The 17,150-nt window shown below is 46.6% G+C and carries 15 protein-coding genes; 12 read left to right on the forward strand and 3 right to left on the reverse strand.

Going from position 1 to position 17,150, the window contains the following annotated elements; genetic code table 11:
- Positions 1-200 precede the first annotated feature (200 nt).
- From ACYVB1_RS08825 to ACYVB1_RS08865, 9 genes are all read left to right on the forward strand, one after another.
- Positions 201-1,457, forward strand: coding sequence for an FAD-binding protein (locus tag ACYVB1_RS08825; RefSeq protein ID WP_460922936.1), 1,257 nt, complete (start codon positions 201-203; stop codon positions 1,455-1,457).
- Positions 1,458-1,559: 102 nt separating this feature from the next.
- Complete coding sequence (locus ACYVB1_RS08830; RefSeq protein ID WP_460922938.1) at positions 1,560-2,591, forward strand: synaptic vesicle VAT-1 family membrane protein; 1,032 nt, start codon at positions 1,560-1,562, stop codon at positions 2,589-2,591.
- 293 nt (positions 2,592-2,884) lie between these two features.
- The gene (locus ACYVB1_RS08835; protein ID WP_460922940.1) at positions 2,885-3,871 is read left to right on the forward strand and encodes a 2-dehydro-3-deoxygalactonokinase; all 987 of its coding nucleotides are present in this window, start codon (positions 2,885-2,887) and stop codon (positions 3,869-3,871) included.
- A complete protein-coding gene (locus tag ACYVB1_RS08840) occupies positions 3,868-4,521 on the forward strand; it encodes a bifunctional 4-hydroxy-2-oxoglutarate aldolase/2-dehydro-3-deoxy-phosphogluconate aldolase (protein WP_460922942.1) in 654 nt (217 codons plus the stop codon). Before ACYVB1_RS08835 ends, ACYVB1_RS08840 begins: the two co-directional genes overlap by 4 nt.
- 383 nt (positions 4,522-4,904) lie before the next feature.
- A complete protein-coding gene (gene dgoD, locus ACYVB1_RS08845) occupies positions 4,905-6,053 on the forward strand; it encodes a galactonate dehydratase (protein ID WP_460922944.1) in 1,149 nt (382 codons plus the stop codon).
- A 4-nt stretch (positions 6,054-6,057) separates the two neighbouring features.
- Positions 6,058-7,419 (forward strand): GntP family permease, encoded by a 1,362-nt coding sequence (locus ACYVB1_RS08850; protein WP_460922946.1) that lies wholly within the window; start codon positions 6,058-6,060, stop codon positions 7,417-7,419.
- Positions 7,420-8,006: 587 nt separating this feature from the next.
- Positions 8,007-8,360, forward strand: coding sequence for a hypothetical protein (locus ACYVB1_RS08855; protein WP_460922948.1), 354 nt, complete (start codon positions 8,007-8,009; stop codon positions 8,358-8,360).
- 240 nt (positions 8,361-8,600) lie between these two features.
- On the forward strand, positions 8,601-8,849 hold the full coding sequence (locus ACYVB1_RS08860) for a hypothetical protein (protein ID WP_460922950.1): 249 nt from the start codon (positions 8,601-8,603) through the stop codon (positions 8,847-8,849).
- A 192-nt stretch (positions 8,850-9,041) separates the two neighbouring features.
- Complete coding sequence (locus ACYVB1_RS08865; protein WP_460922952.1) at positions 9,042-9,455, forward strand: hypothetical protein; 414 nt, start codon at positions 9,042-9,044, stop codon at positions 9,453-9,455.
- Here the strand turns inward: ACYVB1_RS08865 and ACYVB1_RS08870 are convergent.
- On the reverse strand, positions 9,439-9,753 hold the full coding sequence (locus ACYVB1_RS08870) for a hypothetical protein (protein WP_460922954.1): 315 nt from the start codon (positions 9,751-9,753) through the stop codon (positions 9,439-9,441). The two genes, ACYVB1_RS08865 and ACYVB1_RS08870, sit on opposite strands and share 17 nt — an antisense overlap.
- Positions 9,754-10,023: 270 nt before the next feature.
- Between ACYVB1_RS08870 and ACYVB1_RS08875 the strand changes: the two genes are divergently transcribed.
- Positions 10,024-11,109, forward strand: a complete 1,086-nt coding sequence (locus tag ACYVB1_RS08875; RefSeq protein ID WP_460922956.1) for a sensor histidine kinase — start codon at positions 10,024-10,026, stop codon at positions 11,107-11,109.
- 192 nt (positions 11,110-11,301) lie between these two features.
- Here the strand turns inward: ACYVB1_RS08875 and ACYVB1_RS08880 are convergent, their stop codons facing one another.
- Entirely contained in the window at positions 11,302-12,243 is a 942-nt protein-coding gene (locus ACYVB1_RS08880) for a bestrophin family protein (RefSeq protein ID WP_460922958.1), read from the reverse strand.
- A 577-nt stretch (positions 12,244-12,820) separates the two neighbouring features.
- Here ACYVB1_RS08880 and ACYVB1_RS08885 point away from each other — a divergent pair.
- Both ACYVB1_RS08885 and treF read left to right on the forward strand, forming a co-directional pair.
- The gene (locus ACYVB1_RS08885; RefSeq protein ID WP_460922960.1) at positions 12,821-13,975 is read left to right on the forward strand and encodes a fatty acid desaturase family protein; all 1,155 of its coding nucleotides are present in this window, start codon (positions 12,821-12,823) and stop codon (positions 13,973-13,975) included.
- A gap of 509 nt (positions 13,976-14,484) precedes the next feature.
- A complete protein-coding gene (gene treF, locus ACYVB1_RS08890) occupies positions 14,485-16,023 on the forward strand; it encodes an alpha,alpha-trehalase TreF (protein ID WP_460922962.1) in 1,539 nt (512 codons plus the stop codon).
- Between the two features lie 636 nt (positions 16,024-16,659).
- Here the strand turns inward: treF and ACYVB1_RS08895 are convergent.
- Positions 16,660-17,106, reverse strand: a complete 447-nt coding sequence (locus tag ACYVB1_RS08895) for a CAP domain-containing protein (protein ID WP_460922964.1) — start codon at positions 17,104-17,106, stop codon at positions 16,660-16,662.
- Positions 17,107-17,150: the final 44 nt, after the last annotated feature.

Raw genomic sequence — 17,150 nt, forward strand, 5'->3', positions numbered from 1 at the left:
TGGCAGTAGGGGCAGTTTACCTGGATAGTTATCTCGCACATAACTTCCTATAAACACCCTTGCTGCCATACTTATTCCAACATCATACATTCTAGAACACAGCCAGAAAAAGAACGTAGTTAAAGGCCACATTTTTTCTCCTGTTGCCATACCTTTACGCTTTTCAGCCTGTAGTATAACCGGAATCAAGTGTCAAAGGTATGAATCATAAGAACTGGGCAGGGAACATCACCTACAGTACAGATAAAGTGCATTATCCTGCAACTGTTGAACAAGTGCAGGAAGTGGTACAGAAGAGCAGTAAAATCAAAGGATTAGGTTCAAGGCACTCCTTCAACACAATTGCAGACAATACGGCTAGCCAGGTTTCTCTTGGTGCAATGAATAAGGTCCTTTCCCTTGACACAGCCGCGCATACAGTCACGGTAGAGGGTGGGATGCGGTATGGAGAACTTGCACCTTATTTGCACGATAATGGTTATGCTATCCCCAATTTAGCGTCCCTGCCGCATATCTCCATAGCCGGTGCCTGTGCTACTGCTACACATGGTTCAGGGTTGAACAATGGAAACCTGGCTACAGCTGTGTCCGCTTTGGAACTGGTGAATGCAGCCGGTCAGGTTGTTTCTATTTCCAGAGAGAAGGATAGGGAGCTATTGAATGGCGCTGTTGTGAATCTGGGAGCGCTGGGAATCTTCACGAAGCTGACGCTCGATTTACAGCCAACTTTTAATATGAAACAGGTGGTGTACCGAAACCTGCCGATGGGGGAGTTGGGGCAGGGTTTTATGGCTGTCATGGGAAGTGGCTATAGTGTGAGCCTCTTTACTACCTGGAGAAACCAAACGATAGACCAAGTTTGGGTAAAAAGTATGGAAAAGGGGGACGCTTCTGTTGCAGCTCCTGCTTTTTATGGCGCCAAACTTGCCACACAAAAAATGCATCCTCTGGCGGAGCTGTCGGCCGAGCATGCAACAGAGCAATTGGGAACCACCGGAGCCTGGTATGAAAGACTGCCCCATTTTAAAATGGGTTTTATGCCCAGTGCGGGAGAAGAGCTGCAGTCTGAATATTTTGTTCCGCTGGAACATGCCTATGCAGCCATGGTGGCGCTGGAGAAGCTGCATGAAAAAATAACTCCACACCTGTTCGTTTCTGAAATCAGGACTATTGCGGCAGATGAACTCTGGATGAGCCCCTGTTACAAAAAAGCCTGTATGGCCTTTCATTTTACCTGGAAGCAGGAGTGGGAAGCTGTAAAAAATGTGCTTCCATTAATTGAGGAAGCGTTGGCACCTTTCAATGCTGTGCCGCACTGGGGAAAGTTATTCACCATGGCTCCCTCTGTGCTGCAATCCCGCTTCAGTAAGCTGACTGATTTCAGGCAACTCATACATCAGTATGACCCGCACGGAAAATTCAGCAACGAATATTTAAGCAAATATCTTTTCACTTAACCTTTCCCTCTGCCAATGTAGTGTCCACTATAGCAGCGAAGCCCTAAACCTAAAGGGGCCCTGCCCGTTGTGCTATAGATACAAACTAACTATAGTACGCTTATGCCCGAACGCCTGGTATACCGAATGCCCAAAGCTGGTTCTATCAAAGACATGAAGCTGCAAACAGAGGTGCTGGAGCCACCTAAAGCCGATGAAGTATGCGTAAAGGTGAAGGCTGTCGGACTCAATTTTGCAGATATCTTTGCCATGCAGGGCCTCTACAGTGCCACCCCGAAAGGATCTTTTATTCCTGGCCTGGAATTCTCCGGTGAGATAATAGCTGTAGGGGAAGCCGTGGAAGAATGGAAGGTGGGCGACAGGGTAATGGGGGCTACCAAATTTGGCGGCTATGTGTCGCACATCAACAGCCACCACCGCTATGTGATTCCGCTTCCGGAGGACTGGAGCTTTGAAGAGGGAGCAGGTTTCCTGGTGCAGGGACTCACCGCCTATTATGCCCTTACAGAATTGGGTAACCTGCAGAAAGGAATGACTGTGCTGATACATAGTGCGGCAGGGGGAGTAGGCATCCTGGCAAACCGCATCTGTAAAAAGTTCGGTGCCTACACCATCGGCACAGTTGGGCAGGCAAATAAAGTAGATTTCCTGCGACAAGAAGAAGCCTATGACGCTGTTATTCTCCGGGACAGTGCCTTTTACGATAAACTGAAAAATGAACTCGGGGAGCGCCCGCTACGCCTGATCATGGAATGCATTGGCGGCGAAATATTAAAAAAAGGCTGGAAGGCAATGGCACCTATGGGGCGCATGGTGGTTTACGGAAATGCCAGCTTTAGCAGTCATAGCTCTAAGCCAAATTACCCCAGGCTACTCTGGAAGTTTATCCAACGCCCTAAAATTGACCCCTTGCGCTTACCCACCGAGAACAAGTCGTTGATGGGGTTCAACCTCATTTACCTCTACGAGCAAACAGACATGATGCACGACATGCTCCGTGGGCTACAGGCACTCCAACTGAAGCCTCAGCACATTGGCCATGTTTATCCTTTAGAAGAGATGCATGAGGCGATTTCCCTTTTCCAGCGGGGTAAAACAGTAGGGAAGGTGGTAGTGCAGTTTAACCCTTCCTAAATACAGAGGGTGGACACATTAACCAGTGCCGTCACTCATCCTGCTGTGTTTTAAGGTAAAAGTCCGGCAGGATGAACGATAAAACAAACACCATTCATCCTTATACCGTTTTTCCTAAAGCTCCTCTTTTTCGAGCGCCCCTTCCCTGAAGGAAAGACTGAAACACCTTCACTTCGTGCTGGCATTTTATAGCTGTACAGTTTGATGTGCTGGGGAGTAGGCTTGATGGGATTGGGTATTCATTGTGTATTTGTCGCTGTATTTGTTATATTAGTCTCACAAAATATTTTGGCATGGTCTATTTCCTGAGTTGTGATTGGGGTACTTCATCTTTTAGGTTAAGGCTGGTGAAGGCTGAAACGGAAGAAGTAGTAGCCTTCAAAAAATCAGACAAAGGGATAGCTGCCACCTTCAGCAGCCTGACTGCGCAACAGAAAAATGACCCGGAAGAGCGGAGGCTGTTTTACCTGCACTATATTCAGGAACACATTCATCAAATAGAACAGGAACATCATGTTTCCCTGGAAGGGGTTCCGCTGGTTGTTTCAGGCATGGCTTCTTCTTCCATCGGCATGGTGGAGCTGCCTTACCGTAACCTGCCTTTTTGTATAGATGGAGAAGGTGTCGGAGCAGCGTATTATGAAGCAAGCACAAACTTCCCTCACCCTGTACTGCTGATTTCCGGGATCCGTAGTGATGTGGACGTGATGCGGGGGGAGGAGACGCAGCTTATAGGCAGTATTCCGGGCAGTACAACCCAAGAATCCAATGGACTTTATATTTTTCCGGGTACCCACTCCAAGCATATCCTGGTAAAAGGCAGGCAGGTAACAGACTTCCGCACCTACATGACAGGGGAGGTCTTTGAGCTCCTCTCAAATCAAAGCATATTGAAAGCAGGCGTAGAAAAAGACGCAGACTCAGGGGAGCCAAAAGCTCTGCAAAGTTTTAAAGACGGCGTAAAGGCTGCCAAAGGTGCTAACCTGCTGCACAGCGTTTTCCGGGTCAGAACAAACGACCTCTTTGGGAAATACTCTAAAAAGGAAAATTATCATTACTTAAGCGGCCTGCTGATAGGCACAGAATTAGAAAACATAAAGCCCTCTGATGAGGAACAGGTATTTGTGTGCAGCGATGCTCCTCTGAAAACCAGTTATGAAACGGCGTTAGAAGTTTTAGGACTAAAGCAGCAAATCCGTACTTTTTCTGAAAATTGGGCAGAGGAGGCAGTCGTGAGAGGGCAGTTAAAAATATACAGGCATTATAATCAACAGCTATGAGTTCTACTTTTTCATGGGACGCCTTTCACAGGATTCCGGTAGTAGGTATATTAAGAAATGTACCAGTCCAGCATTTGCAAAGGCTTTTCGAAGTGTATCAGGAGGCAGGACTGACCACCATTGAAGTCACGATGAATTCATCTGGTGCCACAGAAGCTATCGCCTCGCTCGTGAAGGTCTTTGAAGGCCGGTTAAATATCGGTGCGGGCACCGTTTGCTCCCTGGAAGACCTGGACAAAGCACTGCAGGCCGGGGCACAGTTTGTCGTGACACCTATACTTCAGGAAGAAGTCATCAGGACATGTGTGCAGCGGGATGTGCCGGTATTTGCCGGAGCCTATACGCCCACAGAAATCTACCGTGCCTGGGACTTAGGTGCCAGCTTAGTGAAAGTGTTTCCGGCAAGTCAGCTAGGTCCAGGCTATATCAAAGAAGTGCTGGCGCCATTAAACCAAATTAAACTACTGCCCACCGGCGGCATCAACCAGGAAAATTTTTTAGAATACTTAAAAGCCGGCGCCAAAGGCTTGGGCATGGGTAGCCAACTGATTCCAAAACAACTGATAGAAAAGGAACAATGGCAAGAACTAAGCAGCCACCTTTCAGGCTTTGTTGCTAAATACAATGAGTTCAAGCAACAGAACAGTTGAAGCAGGAATAGTAGTAAAGCTCTTAAAACCATTAGCCAATTTGTGTATTCTAAATCTGAACTGTTTAACCATAAACAGTAATTAATGGATGATGTATACTGAAGAGAATTTATTTGAGCTCAAGGAAAAGCTTTCCCAGTTTTTGGGTGAAGCGCCCCTACCCCTGGCAGGAAATATACACAGCGCTGAGTGGGAAAACGAAGCTACTCTGCCTGAGAGCACAGTATGATGCAATGCAAAAGGCTGTGTGTGCCGCTGGATGAGCACTTGCTTCGGAAGGTTAGGCAGAACGCGTTGCGCTGGTTACTAATGAAGCTCATGTTCAAAATCTTTACTCCTGCCTCCTTCTTATTCGAAATATTAACATGAAATAAAGCTACCGGATGAAAATTAAAAGCTATGAATTATTCCAGGTGCCACCACGCTGGTTGTTTTTAAAAATAGAGACAGATGAAGGGATAACAGGCTGGGGCGAGCCAGTGATTGAAGGAAAGGCAGCCACCGTGAAAACGGCAGTAGACGAGCTGATGGAGTACCTGGTAGGAAAAGACCCGATGCACATCGAGGACCACTGGAACGTGATGTACCGGGCCGGCTTTTACCGCGGCGGTCCGATTCTGATGAGCGCCATTGCCGGCATCGACCAGGCGCTGTGGGACATCAAAGGAAAGTATTTTAATGCTCCGGTGTATCAGTTGCTCGGGGGAAAGGCACGGGAAACGATGAAGGTCTATTCCTGGATAGGAGGAGACCGCCCGGCAGACGTAGGGAGCGCAGCAAAAGAAATGGTGGCCAAGGGATTTACCGCTGTTAAGATGAATGCCACGGAAGAACTGCAGTACGTGGATACCTATGATAAAGTAGATTTCGCCGTTGCCCGCATTGCAGCCGTTAGGGAAGCGGTGGGGCCAGCCGTAGGAATAGGAATCGATTTCCACGGCCGGGTACACAAGCCGATGGCCAAAATTCTGGCGAAGGCACTGGAGCCGTACCGTCCCATGTTTATTGAGGAACCGGTTTTGCCGGAGAACAACGAAGCACTGCGGGAGATAGCCAATCATGTTTCCATCCCGATTGCCACCGGGGAAAGGATGTTTTCGAAATGGCAGTTCAAAACTTTGCTGAAGGAGGGATACGCCGATATCATTCAGCCCGATTTGTCTCATGCTGGCGGCATCACAGAATGCAAAAAAATCTTTTCCATGGCAGAGGCCTTTGATGTGGCCGTAGCCCCGCACTGTCCTTTAGGACCCATTGCGCTGGCAGCCTGCCTGCAGGTGGATGCCACCTGCCACAACGCCTTTATACAGGAACAAAGCCTGGGCATCCATTATAACCAGGGCAGCGACCTGCTCGACTACCTCCAGGACCAGACTGTTTTTGCCTACCAGGAAGGCTATGTAAAGATTCCGGATGGCCCTGGCCTGGGCATAGAAGTAAACGAGGCGCATGTCCGGAAAATGGCAGCAATTGGCCACAACTGGAGAAACCCGTTGTGGAGGCATCCCGATGGTAGTATAGCTGAATGGTAATAGGATGAGCGACGTAACCTACCTCTTAATTATTACCGTACTTTCTATTCTGCTGCTGCTGGTGCTGGTCATGCGCCTGAAGATCCATGCCTTTATTGCACTGCTCTTAGCCAGTGCCTTTGTAGGGCTGGCTGCCGGCATGCCCTTTATGGAGTTGATAAAGACGCTACAGGCGGGAATGGGTGGTATCTTAGGCTTTATCGCGATTGTGGTCGGCTTAGGTGCCATATTGGGCAAGCTGCTGGAGGTTTCCGGCGGTGCTGAAATCCTGGCGCACCATATCATGAAGGCCTTCGGCGACAGCAAAACCACCTGGGGCCTCATGCTCACTGGTTTTGTGGTTTCTATTCCGGTGTTTCTGGATGTTGGTTTTATAATTCTTGTTCCCATTGTGTATGCCTTGGCCAAACGATCGGGCCAGTCGCTTCTGGCTTTTGCTATTCCGCTGCTGGCTGGCATGGCCGTTACGCATTCCTTTATTCCACCCACCCCAGGCCCTGTAGCCGTCGCAGAAATACTGAACGCCCCGCTGGGTTGGGTGATAGCCTTGGGCGTGGTAGTGGGCTTGCCTGCCGCTATCCTGGCCGGTCCCGTTTTTGGAAAGTACATCAGCAGGAAAATCAAGGTTGGCCCGCCGGAGTTTGTGCAGTATGCAAACGAGCAGGTTGCGGCAAGCCGCTCCGACTTCTGGCTCGTGCTGTTCATCATCGTCCTGCCGCTTTTTCTCATCCTCATTGCCACTTCCTTCGACATGCTCGTGGGAATGGGAGAGCTGCCAGGCGACAATTACTGGGTAAGCCTGTTCCAGTTCTTAGGCCATCCTTTTGCCGCACTGACCATTGCCACGCTGGTGGCTGCCTATTTCCTGGGAATTAGGAAGGGGCATAACGCGAAGCAGCTGCTGGAGTTTTCCGACAAAGCCCTGGCACCTGCCGGATTGATTATCCTGATTACAGGAGCCGGCGGTATGTACAAAGAGATACTCATACAGAGTGGGGCAGGGGAAGCGTTGGCACAAATATTCATCGCCTATAACGTGGCACCCCTCTTTATGGCTTATGTGCTGGCAGTTATCATTCGTGTTATACAGGGATCGGCTACGGTGGCCATGATTACTTCGGCGGGCATGATGGCGCCTATCATGGTGCAGCTGGAACTCTCAGACCCGATGAAAGCGCTTATTACCCTGGCTGTAGCGGCAGGCGCCACCATCCTGTCGCACGTAAACGACAGTGGGTTCTGGCTCGTGAAAAAGTACTTGGGACTTACCGAAAAAGAAACCCTGCAGTCCTGGACGGTGATGGAAACCATTATTTCTGTAACGGCTTTTGCGTTTATTCTGCTAGTTTCTGTTTTTGTAAGTTAAGAGGGGATGCCGCTGGAGGGGTGGGCTTTCTCAACCACTCCTTTGCGGGAACCGGAAACCCAGAAAAGAGTGGCAGGGAGGTCGAACAGAAAGGTGCTGCTGAACATAAGTGGAGCCGTAAACAATACTGAAATTTCAGTATTGTTTACGGCTCCACCGTTTCTTACCTTTTCTATCGAAGAACAGGCCTTCAGCCTATATTGCCGTTGTCGTTTTTCTCCTTCCTGTTTCACCAAAGGCCTGCTATATGGAGCCAAACCAACTTGCTGCTTTACTGGCATCTCTCACTGGTCAGTTGCGCTCTACGACAAAGGAAGAAGAGCAAAAGCTGGAAGAATCACAGGCCTAGCTGGCCAACGCGCTCAAACGGCAAGAATGCGCACTGGTTTGCATGGCACATGGCTTCGGTTTAATACTGCCTATGTTCTCTCCTCTGCATTGCAATACTTGGATCCGGTGCGAAAATGATAAAATAGCACAGTCTCCTTTATTTTATTTAAATATTTAATAAACAGTAATTTGCAGTCGAATTGCTACCCCATCCGTATACCTAAGTAGGATAATAGAATATACCTTTTCCTGCCACCATGAATATCAAGACACTTTTAGTGATGACGCTGAGCGTAATGTTAGCTTTCGCCTCCACCAATGCTTTTGCCCAGACGACGCAAGCCAGCACGGAGCTGCAGGAGGCAAAGGACAAAGCGGATCAGCAACGCTTGAAGGAGGCTATCAACCTAAGAAATGACACAAAAGCTGACGCAAGAGCTGCCAGGTTACATGCAAAAAAAGCCAGACGCAACGACAAGGAGGCTGCCTATACGGCCAAGCATGCGAAGCGCGCCGCCAGGATGGAAGCAAAGGCGCAGCGGAACCGAGCACAGGCTGACAAACAGGCCAGAAAAGTAGCCAGGGCAACAGAGAAGCCAGGCAGTAACTAACCCACACTTTTACCTCCTTTAACCATAGAAAATAAATATCCTGAAGGGGCCATCGTGTGCCTCCAAGTCAACCCCAGCCTCAGGCTGGCGGTGAGGGGTATGTGAAACGCCTCTATTACTGTACCATCCTGGAGCATCCTCTGGAAAAGGAGCTTGATTAGCATATAAGCAGCGGGACATGCTAATCACAATGCAGCTTATTCGCACATTAGTTTACAGAGTTTTATTCACCATCTAAAAATGAATGCCATGATTAGCCTTAACCGAACTATCGTTCTGAATACATTGATAAAACATGAAACGCTCACTATTTATGATTTTGCTAAAGAGGGATATCTCGGTATGACGCCCAGCGAGAACCATTTGCAATTTTTGTTAGATGAGTTGGTTGAAAGCGGCCACATCGGTATGCTTAGCGGGGTTATTCCCTGTACCTATACCATCACTGCTAAGGGTATAAGGGAGGGTGCAAGACTGGCTCAGGTATAAGCAAGGCGCCCCGTTCACCCGAAAGAGGCATCGGATGAGCAGGTATCTTTTAGGACAAGCCGCAGAAGTAGTGTTTTTATGATGCAGTTCCTGCTGCTTTAATGGTTGGTTATGAACTATTTAATCTAAATGTTTGTGCTTATTGTAACATGTGGTGTCCAAAGCTAGATCAATATGTATAACGGGCAAGGCATGTTTTCAAATGATTCCAGGCAAGCTCATATCGTAGCTTATATTCGTTCGCCTTGGGTTGATACTACTACTATCATGACGCTCAATGCAGTACACACGCCTGACAACCTAGGCATAAAATCAAAATATCATCTTATCATCAGGAGGCTTCAGTCTACCCTTGCCAAACATATATCTACCTTCCCGCAACTGTCGGCCCTTGAAATCTATCTGGACATAGCGCTGCCGGAGGCTGAAAGAGATGAAGACTATCTGCAAAGGCTTGATGGCCTATGCTCGCACCTTCATGAACTTAGTACCAGTTCGTATGTTATCCGTCACCTTCACTACAACCTATGCGCGGACGTGGAGGCAGTCAGGAACAGTGCTTTTCTGTTTAACCAGGAGGAACACTACCTTACTCTCCCAGATTAAGCTCCGGCACCCGGCATTCTAACCCGAAGATGCGGCCAGAACACAGGAGTTTTGCCAAACAATGCCCTCCTGCGTCGTCTGCGTGGCAGCAAAATCTTTGTCTCCCTACTGCATCCGCTTCTAGCCCAGGGATTATCATCGTGATTACCTGGCGTGTCCAGGCGCAGTTGTAGTTAACCAGCAGCCCCCAGATCTTGCGGCCTTCCCACCACCTTTCATAGGCAACGTTGCTGAAAAATAGCATCGCCTTGCTCAGGACCGTAACGGTTTTGAAAGGCATGCGTGGGAGTAAGCTCAAAGTCACCCTTGTGTAACATTCACCCTCGTTTTTTGGTACATGGTAGAACAAAAAATGGCAGCTTTGTCGTCTTCTACAAGTGCAGTTTTTGGTAAAGAAACTCGTTCTCTAATGCCCTGGGTTACATGATTTCTTTACTGAGTTTCTTGCCTGAAAATGCCCTGGAGTTGCCCGCTTCTGCGTTTCATCCGGAAGTGAAAAGGAAACGATCGCTTATTGAACCAAAATTAGTAAAACAGCTTTCCTCACTTATTCTCTGTACCTTTAAGCATGGGGCAACCACATAAAAAGACAGAAGCACACAAAAAGCTTATAGAGTTGAACGATGAGTTGGAGAACTATTTCAGCAACACTATCATACCGCAGCTTTTTGTTGATGCCGACATGATACTCCGCAAGTTCACCCCTCCTGCCATGAGACACTTTAAGCTTTCCCCGGATGACATCGGTAGGCACATGGACGAGGTGTCAAGCAACATCCGTTTCCCGACTATCATCGAGAATATCGAAGAAGTGATTGTCAGCAACAATGACATAGAGAAGGAAGTTCAGACGACCGACAGGAGATGGTACCAGATGAATATCCTGCCCTACATTATCAGGAAAGAGAACAGAACCAATGGTGTCATCATCACCTTCATAGACATCAACGACCGCATCGAAGTATTACGGGGGTATGAGAAGCTGAACAAGAGATATGAGAACATTATATTCTCTATCTCACACGATATCAAAGGTCCCCTCTCCAACATCGAAGGGTTGATTCATATATTAAAGGGTATTTGTGGAGAGGAAGCCGACACAAAGTTCATCATGGACATGCTGAGCGGGTCTGTAGGCAACCTCCGCAAAACGGTCTTGGAACTGGCAGAAATAGAAGGGAGCAACACCGACTTCGCCAGGGCGGCGGAGCGGGTGAACTTCGAAAATGTGATAGAAGATGCCCAGCTTGCGCTTAAAGACAGGCTATATGAAACCGGGGCGCAGGTAAAATGCGAAATAATTGAAACTGAGATAAACCTGCCCCGGAAGAACGTCAGGAGCATCATCTACAACCTGCTGAGCAACGCCATCAAGTTCAAATCACCAGACAGAGCGCCAGCGATACGCATTAAAACGGAGACATCAGGTGATTACGTCCTGCTCTCAGTTATTGACAACGGGCTAGGGATTGAGGAAGACAAGAAGGAGGCGATATTTGAGCGTTACACCAGGCTCAGAAAAGATGTGGAGGGTACAGGACTGGGCTTGTTCATCGTGAAAAGAATGGTGGAGGATGCAGGGGGAAAGATTGAGGTAGAGAGCACGTTGGGCAAAGGCACCACCTTCAAGGTCTATCTCATAGGGCAGCAATAGAGACCGGCGCAACCCTACGACAGTTTCATGCTCTTGCTTACATTTTAACCGGTTTCGTGTGCCTATATCAGGACGAGGCACACATACCGGTGTAAGAGAAGGTGGGGCCGCTGCTTTTGATGCGCATCCAGCTGGGCGGCTATTCTTCTGGTCTGCGCCTTTTGCTTCTCTTTGACGGCCTGAACAGGAGTGTTACAAAACAATACCCTCCTGCGCCGTCTGCTTGGCAGGAAAGTCTTTGTCGCCCCACTGCTCTTTGATGTTGGTTTCGATGGTGAGGCTGAGGGCGGTGAGTGGCACATCCTCCAGCTTGTTCTCGAAAGGGTCCTCGTTTCGCTCACCCACCAAATCCAGCGCCAAAAACACAAAGGAAATGACAACGGAGACAGGAATGGTGGCGAAGCCCAACTCGCTCACAAAAGCGAAGGGCAGCAGCGTGGCATGTATAAACACAAAAACCCTGGAGAAAAAGCTGTACTGGCGTGGGAAAGGCGTGTTTTTGATTCGCTCGCTCATGCCCTGGATGTTGTTGAACTCCACCAGCGTGTCCTCCAGTTTTACAAACCGGTAATCTGAGACCCAGCCTCTCTTGAAGGCCTGCCGTAAATCCTCGCCCTGCAGCTCAAGCAGGAAGTTAGGCGGGTTGTTTTTGTGGTGGAAAGCCTCAAACTCATCTTCCGGTAGAAAAGCCTGTATGTCGGTGTACCTGTTGGTTTCCTCATATATTTCTTCCTGGGCCGTTTCATTGTAGGCGTGCTTTATCCGCAGGAACACGCGCAGCGCATGCACAAAAGCAATGTGCCGGTACACCATGCGCCGCTGCAGTTCTTTTACGGCAGGGGTATCCGCTTCTACCTCAGGGATTATCATCGTGATTACCTGGCGTGTCCAGGCGCGGCTGTAGTTAACCAGCAGCCCCCAGATCTTGCGGCCTTCCCACCACCTTTCATAGGCACTGTTGCTCTTAAAGCCAAGAAAGATGGCCAGCGCCGTGCTCAGGGCCGTAACGGTGTTGAATGGCATGCTCAGGTACACCACCTGATAATGGTCGTGGGCAAGGTAAACAACGGTTGCCAGCAGCAGGTAGTAAAGCAGGCTTTTCCATGTATAGTGGAGGATAGCCCTCCAGCTCAAGTTTCTCCGAACAATCATCTAAAAGCATAAAGTACGAAACTATTAACTTCGGGCGGGGAAAATTGTTGTGATTTCCCATCTATTACCCTTCCCGGCTTAGCGTCCAGCTCCCGCTGTTTTTACTTGTGCCGGCATGCCCGCATAAACTTATGTGTTTGGTTTTGAAACCGTTGAAAGCCTTTAAGTTTAATCAAAGGCACCTTGTTGAAAAATGTGAGGCCATCTGAAGCGCTGTCCCGTATAACGTGGAATCAATGAGGCAGCAGGGTGTGCTTAGTATATTCTGAGACTTTCCTTTTACCTATTGTTGGTTTAACTCTTGGGGTAGCCAATCATGTCAGCGGATAATCGTGGCATGCTTTTAGCAATTACACAACAGTAGAAGGGGCCTTAAGAGATATCTTAACGGCGTTGTGTGAGCCGGCTGTCTTGGAAAGAAGGAATCTTCTCCATATCCAGCTCTGAAAAGAACCTCTGTAGTACCCCTTTCTGATTTGTTGTTGCAGTGACTGAGGCCCTGGAATTACGAATTCAAAAAGTAATCCATCAATCATTAACCTCAGTCCATCAAATCTTCATGTCACAGAAAGTAAAATTCATCAATACAAACCAGTCAACATTTTTTGCTACCACCCGGAGAAGAGTAGAGGCCCATTTGAAAGAAAAAGGAGTCTCTAGGAACGCCACCAGGTCTATGTGGGCCAAAGCTATATTTTTTGTAGCAGGCTTCTTTTCCCTTTACCTGCTTATACTTTCTGGCTTGTTCGGTACTTGGGCGATGCTTGGGATGACCGTAGCACTTGGCGCATTCGCAGCCTTTATTGGTTTTAATATTTGCCACGATGCCATTCACGGCTCTTTCTCGGGGAAGAGCGGAATAAACAAAGGTCTTAGTTATTTATTTTATCTGATAGGCGCCAATCCCTACCTGTGGAATATCTCCCACAACATTGTGCATCATACGTATACCAACATACCTGGGCATGATGAGGATATTGAGGTGGCGCCGGGCCTGATCCGACTGGACGAAAGTGAAAAGGTAAACAAAATTCAGCGCTATCAGCATTTGTACGCCTTCTGCCTGTACGGTCTTGCCTCTCTTTCCTGGGTACTGCGCAAGGACTATGTGAAGTTCTTTCAGGAGAGGATTGGCCAACACAGCACACAGCACCCAAAGCGGGAATATTTTAACCTGTTTTTTTACAAAGTCCTGCACTACTTCCTTTTTATAGGAGTGCCCATGCTGGTGCTTGACCTAACCTGGTGGCAGGCCGGTATAGGTTTTCTTGTGATGCATTTGGCTGAAGGCCTGGTGATGGGACTGGTTTTCCAATTGGCCCATGTGGTAGAGGGTACTGATTTTCCTGTGCCCAATGAAGAAGGAAATGTGGAGGAGGCATGGGCTGAGCACCAGATGAGGACTACGGCTAATTTTGCTCCCAAGAGTGCTATAACGGAATTTTTTCTTGGGGGACTGAACAGGCAAATTGAACACCACCTGTTCCCCAAGGTCTGCCATATCCATTATCCAGCTATTGCTGTAATCGTAAAGCATACAGCTGAAGAGTTCAACCTGCCCTATATCGAAAGCCCGACTTTCTCGTCTGCTCTCCTGTCTCATTATCGAATACTGAGAAAGTTCGGGAAAGAGGCGTATGTGGCACAAACCAGCAGGAGGAAATTAGAGGTGTCACCTACTAAAAAAGCAAACTTCTTGCTGTTGGAAGGGTAGGTCGTGCGGTTTTTTGTGACCCAGTTGTTATTTGAAATTCAAGTAACAGCTGGGTCACAAAGTTGGGAATAACTGACAAATAATGGCAATTTGTGGCAAGGCTATATCTATATAAGTAATGGATTATGTTGCTGTTGTTTGCTTTTAGTTTCCGCGGCTTGTAAATTTTATTTGCCGGTGCAGAATGTGGTGCTATGATTAAATGAATTGAAAAACAGAAAGTTATTCCTCCTTGGGTTTGGCGGCAGGGGTAGTGTTCTTGGCCATGTAATATACTCGGTGTTTAAACGTAGGGGTAAGGTAGTGAATTTGCTGCTAAGTCCGGTGAGGCGATATAGAAATATTTTAATGTACTGGAAAAACGGAAAACGCGAGGCGCAGGCAAGTAAAAAAGCACCCTTGCAATATTTCACCATTTCCTATGGGGAGGAACTCACAACGCTAAAAGCTTTAAATAAATTTTAACCTAAAAGCCAATAATGCGTGAAAGATGTAAAACATAAAGAGAAATGAGACCTATAGAACCCCCTCAGATTTACAGTGTAGTTCCAGCCATTTTACCACCTGACCAGTTATTTGGACCGCTATTCCACGATGTTCAGATGCATCATGTTTTTCCTGATTCAAAAACTTTTGCAGACTGTTACCCCAGGCGATCTCCGGAAGAAATTCTAAGTTTATATGAAATTGAAAAGCATAAGGAGGATTTTAAACTTTATGATTTTGTTTCAGCATATTTTCATATTCCAGCGCCTATAACAACTGATTATACAAGTAACCAGTTGTTACCGGCTACGGAGCATATCCATCTGCTTTGGCCATTGTTAACTCGGGGGGCAGAATCGAATTGCTCCATGTTGCCTGTTCCAAAATCATATGTTGTTCCTGGAGGTCGATTTAGAGAACTATATTACTGGGACAGCTACTTTACGATGTTAGGTTTACAATCGGAAGGAAAGTATGAACAGATAAGAGAAATGGTCCATAATTTCGCCTATTTTATTGATGTTTATGGCCATATTCCAAATGCAAACCGCAGTTATTATCTTACCCGCTCACAGCCTCCTTTTTTCGCTTTGATGATACGTCTTCTTGCTGAAATAGACGGACCGGAAGTCTTTGCCAAATATCTTCCGCATATGCAAAAAGAATATAATTACTGGATGGATGGGTACTTTCGCCTCTCAGATAGGGAAACTTCTTTTCGTAGAGTAGCCATACTACCAGACGGCAGTATTTTAAATCGTTACTGGGATGACCTTCCTGCCCCTCGTCCTGAATCATATCATGAAGATGTTGAAATGGCTCATTACTCCGCCCCATTTGGTGTGGAGCCTGGCACATTTTACAGACATATAAGGGCAGCCTGTGAATCTGGCTGGGACTTTACTTGCCGATGGTTCAGAGATGTCGTTCATATGGAAACCATTTATACGACCGATATCATACCTGTAGATCTGAACTGCCTTCTATACGAACTTGAACTAACATTATCTGAAGCTTATAATCAAAGTTCATTTTCAGCTCCTTCTACCTATTTCCTTCAAAAGGCAGAGAAACGAAAAAAAGCAATGCTGAAACATTTTTGGAATGATGATAAGAAGTTTTTCATGGATTATGATTTAGTCTTGAATAAATCCACGACAGTAATGTCGCTGGCAGGAATATTTCCGCTATTCTTCAAGATTGCCACTAATGAACAAGCTCATCATGTTCACGAACATATCGTCAGCAGTTTTTTAAAGAAGGGGGGCGTAGTTTCTTCTCTCCACAAGAGTGGGCAACAGTGGGATTTTCCTAACGGTTGGGCTCCTATGCAATATCTAACCTATGAGGGACTTCGCAACTATAATTTTTTTGATACAGCAGAAGAATTGAAGAAGAGATGGATAGCCCTTAATGATAAAGTGTTCAAAGAAACTGGCAAGATGATGGAAAAATATAATGTTGTAGATATTGATTTGCCCGCCGGAGGAGGAGAATATCCAAATCAGGATGGCTTTGGGTGGACTAACGGCATATATCTTTGGATGAAAAATAATCCATAAAAGCGGATTTTACGGAGTTTGAATCTTAGCACTGAAGATAAAATTCTTACCTGCCTTCGGATAAAAATTGATCATCTGTTAGAATGGAGGAAGTCGAAGAAGTTCAAACCATAAAAAAGGGCATACATTTTGATTTGTACTACTAAACATTTCTAAAGAGCGCATTCCCATTATATTTCTTAAAATTTATTTGCCGATGCAGAAAGTAAAACATCATGATAATCAGTAGTTTATGTTGGTTTGTAACAAAATTCGTAACAAATCTTTCTTTTGATACAAGTTTAAGTTAATTCAAATTCTGCTGTTTAACAACACCACAACGCTAAAAACAAACGTAAATTAGAAATGGTACTTTATTTAGTTGGTTACATTCTAAGAAGGAAAGTAAGGTTTAGGTCCAAGCTTTAAAACTACCCAATAATGAAGTGCAATTGTTCTGAAAAAGGAACAACTTTATTGGTAAAACTTTGACTATAACCAATCACTAAACATAAACAGTCTGAATCTCACTTAGTCTGGTGGTGTAACAGGGTGATATAAATCGCTCTTCATCTGAGAAGGCTATCAGTGCTTAGTTGGCTACCGTTGACATTCTTCTGCCTAATACTACTCCACAAGCGGAGATGGTAAATTTCATTATATCAAATCCAGCACTAAACAATTATCCCATTTGGTGTGCAGGTAAAATCCGAGTCCAGCCATTGAATACTTAGGGTTCAGGTAAATTCTCCTGTGACCCAATGATGGCACTCCATGGTCTATCAATAGCTGTAGCACTATATCCTTTCCATTGTCCAACCCATAAGAGCAGCATTCAGCATGATACACCTTCTGACATCTATCCCGTTGGTGTCCTGTCTTACCTGACATACCTGATTCTTTGGCAAAGCACTTTGCAGCCTCTGTTAATGTTTTGTCTGGAATAAGAGCCTCCACAGGTTGCAGAGAGTTCATTTCCTTTATCAGTGATTGCTTATAGGGGGAGCGGTCCAGGTGCGCTCTATGTTTAACCACCTCCAGTTTAGAAAACTTCTTCGGGTATAGCCGAGCCAGGTTCAGGTACAGAAGAGTCTCTTTCTCCACATCATTGAGATAGTCTGCATCTTTTCCTGTGTTTGCGGCTGCTA

The sequence above is a fragment of the Pontibacter brevis genome, from assembly GCF_054779655.1.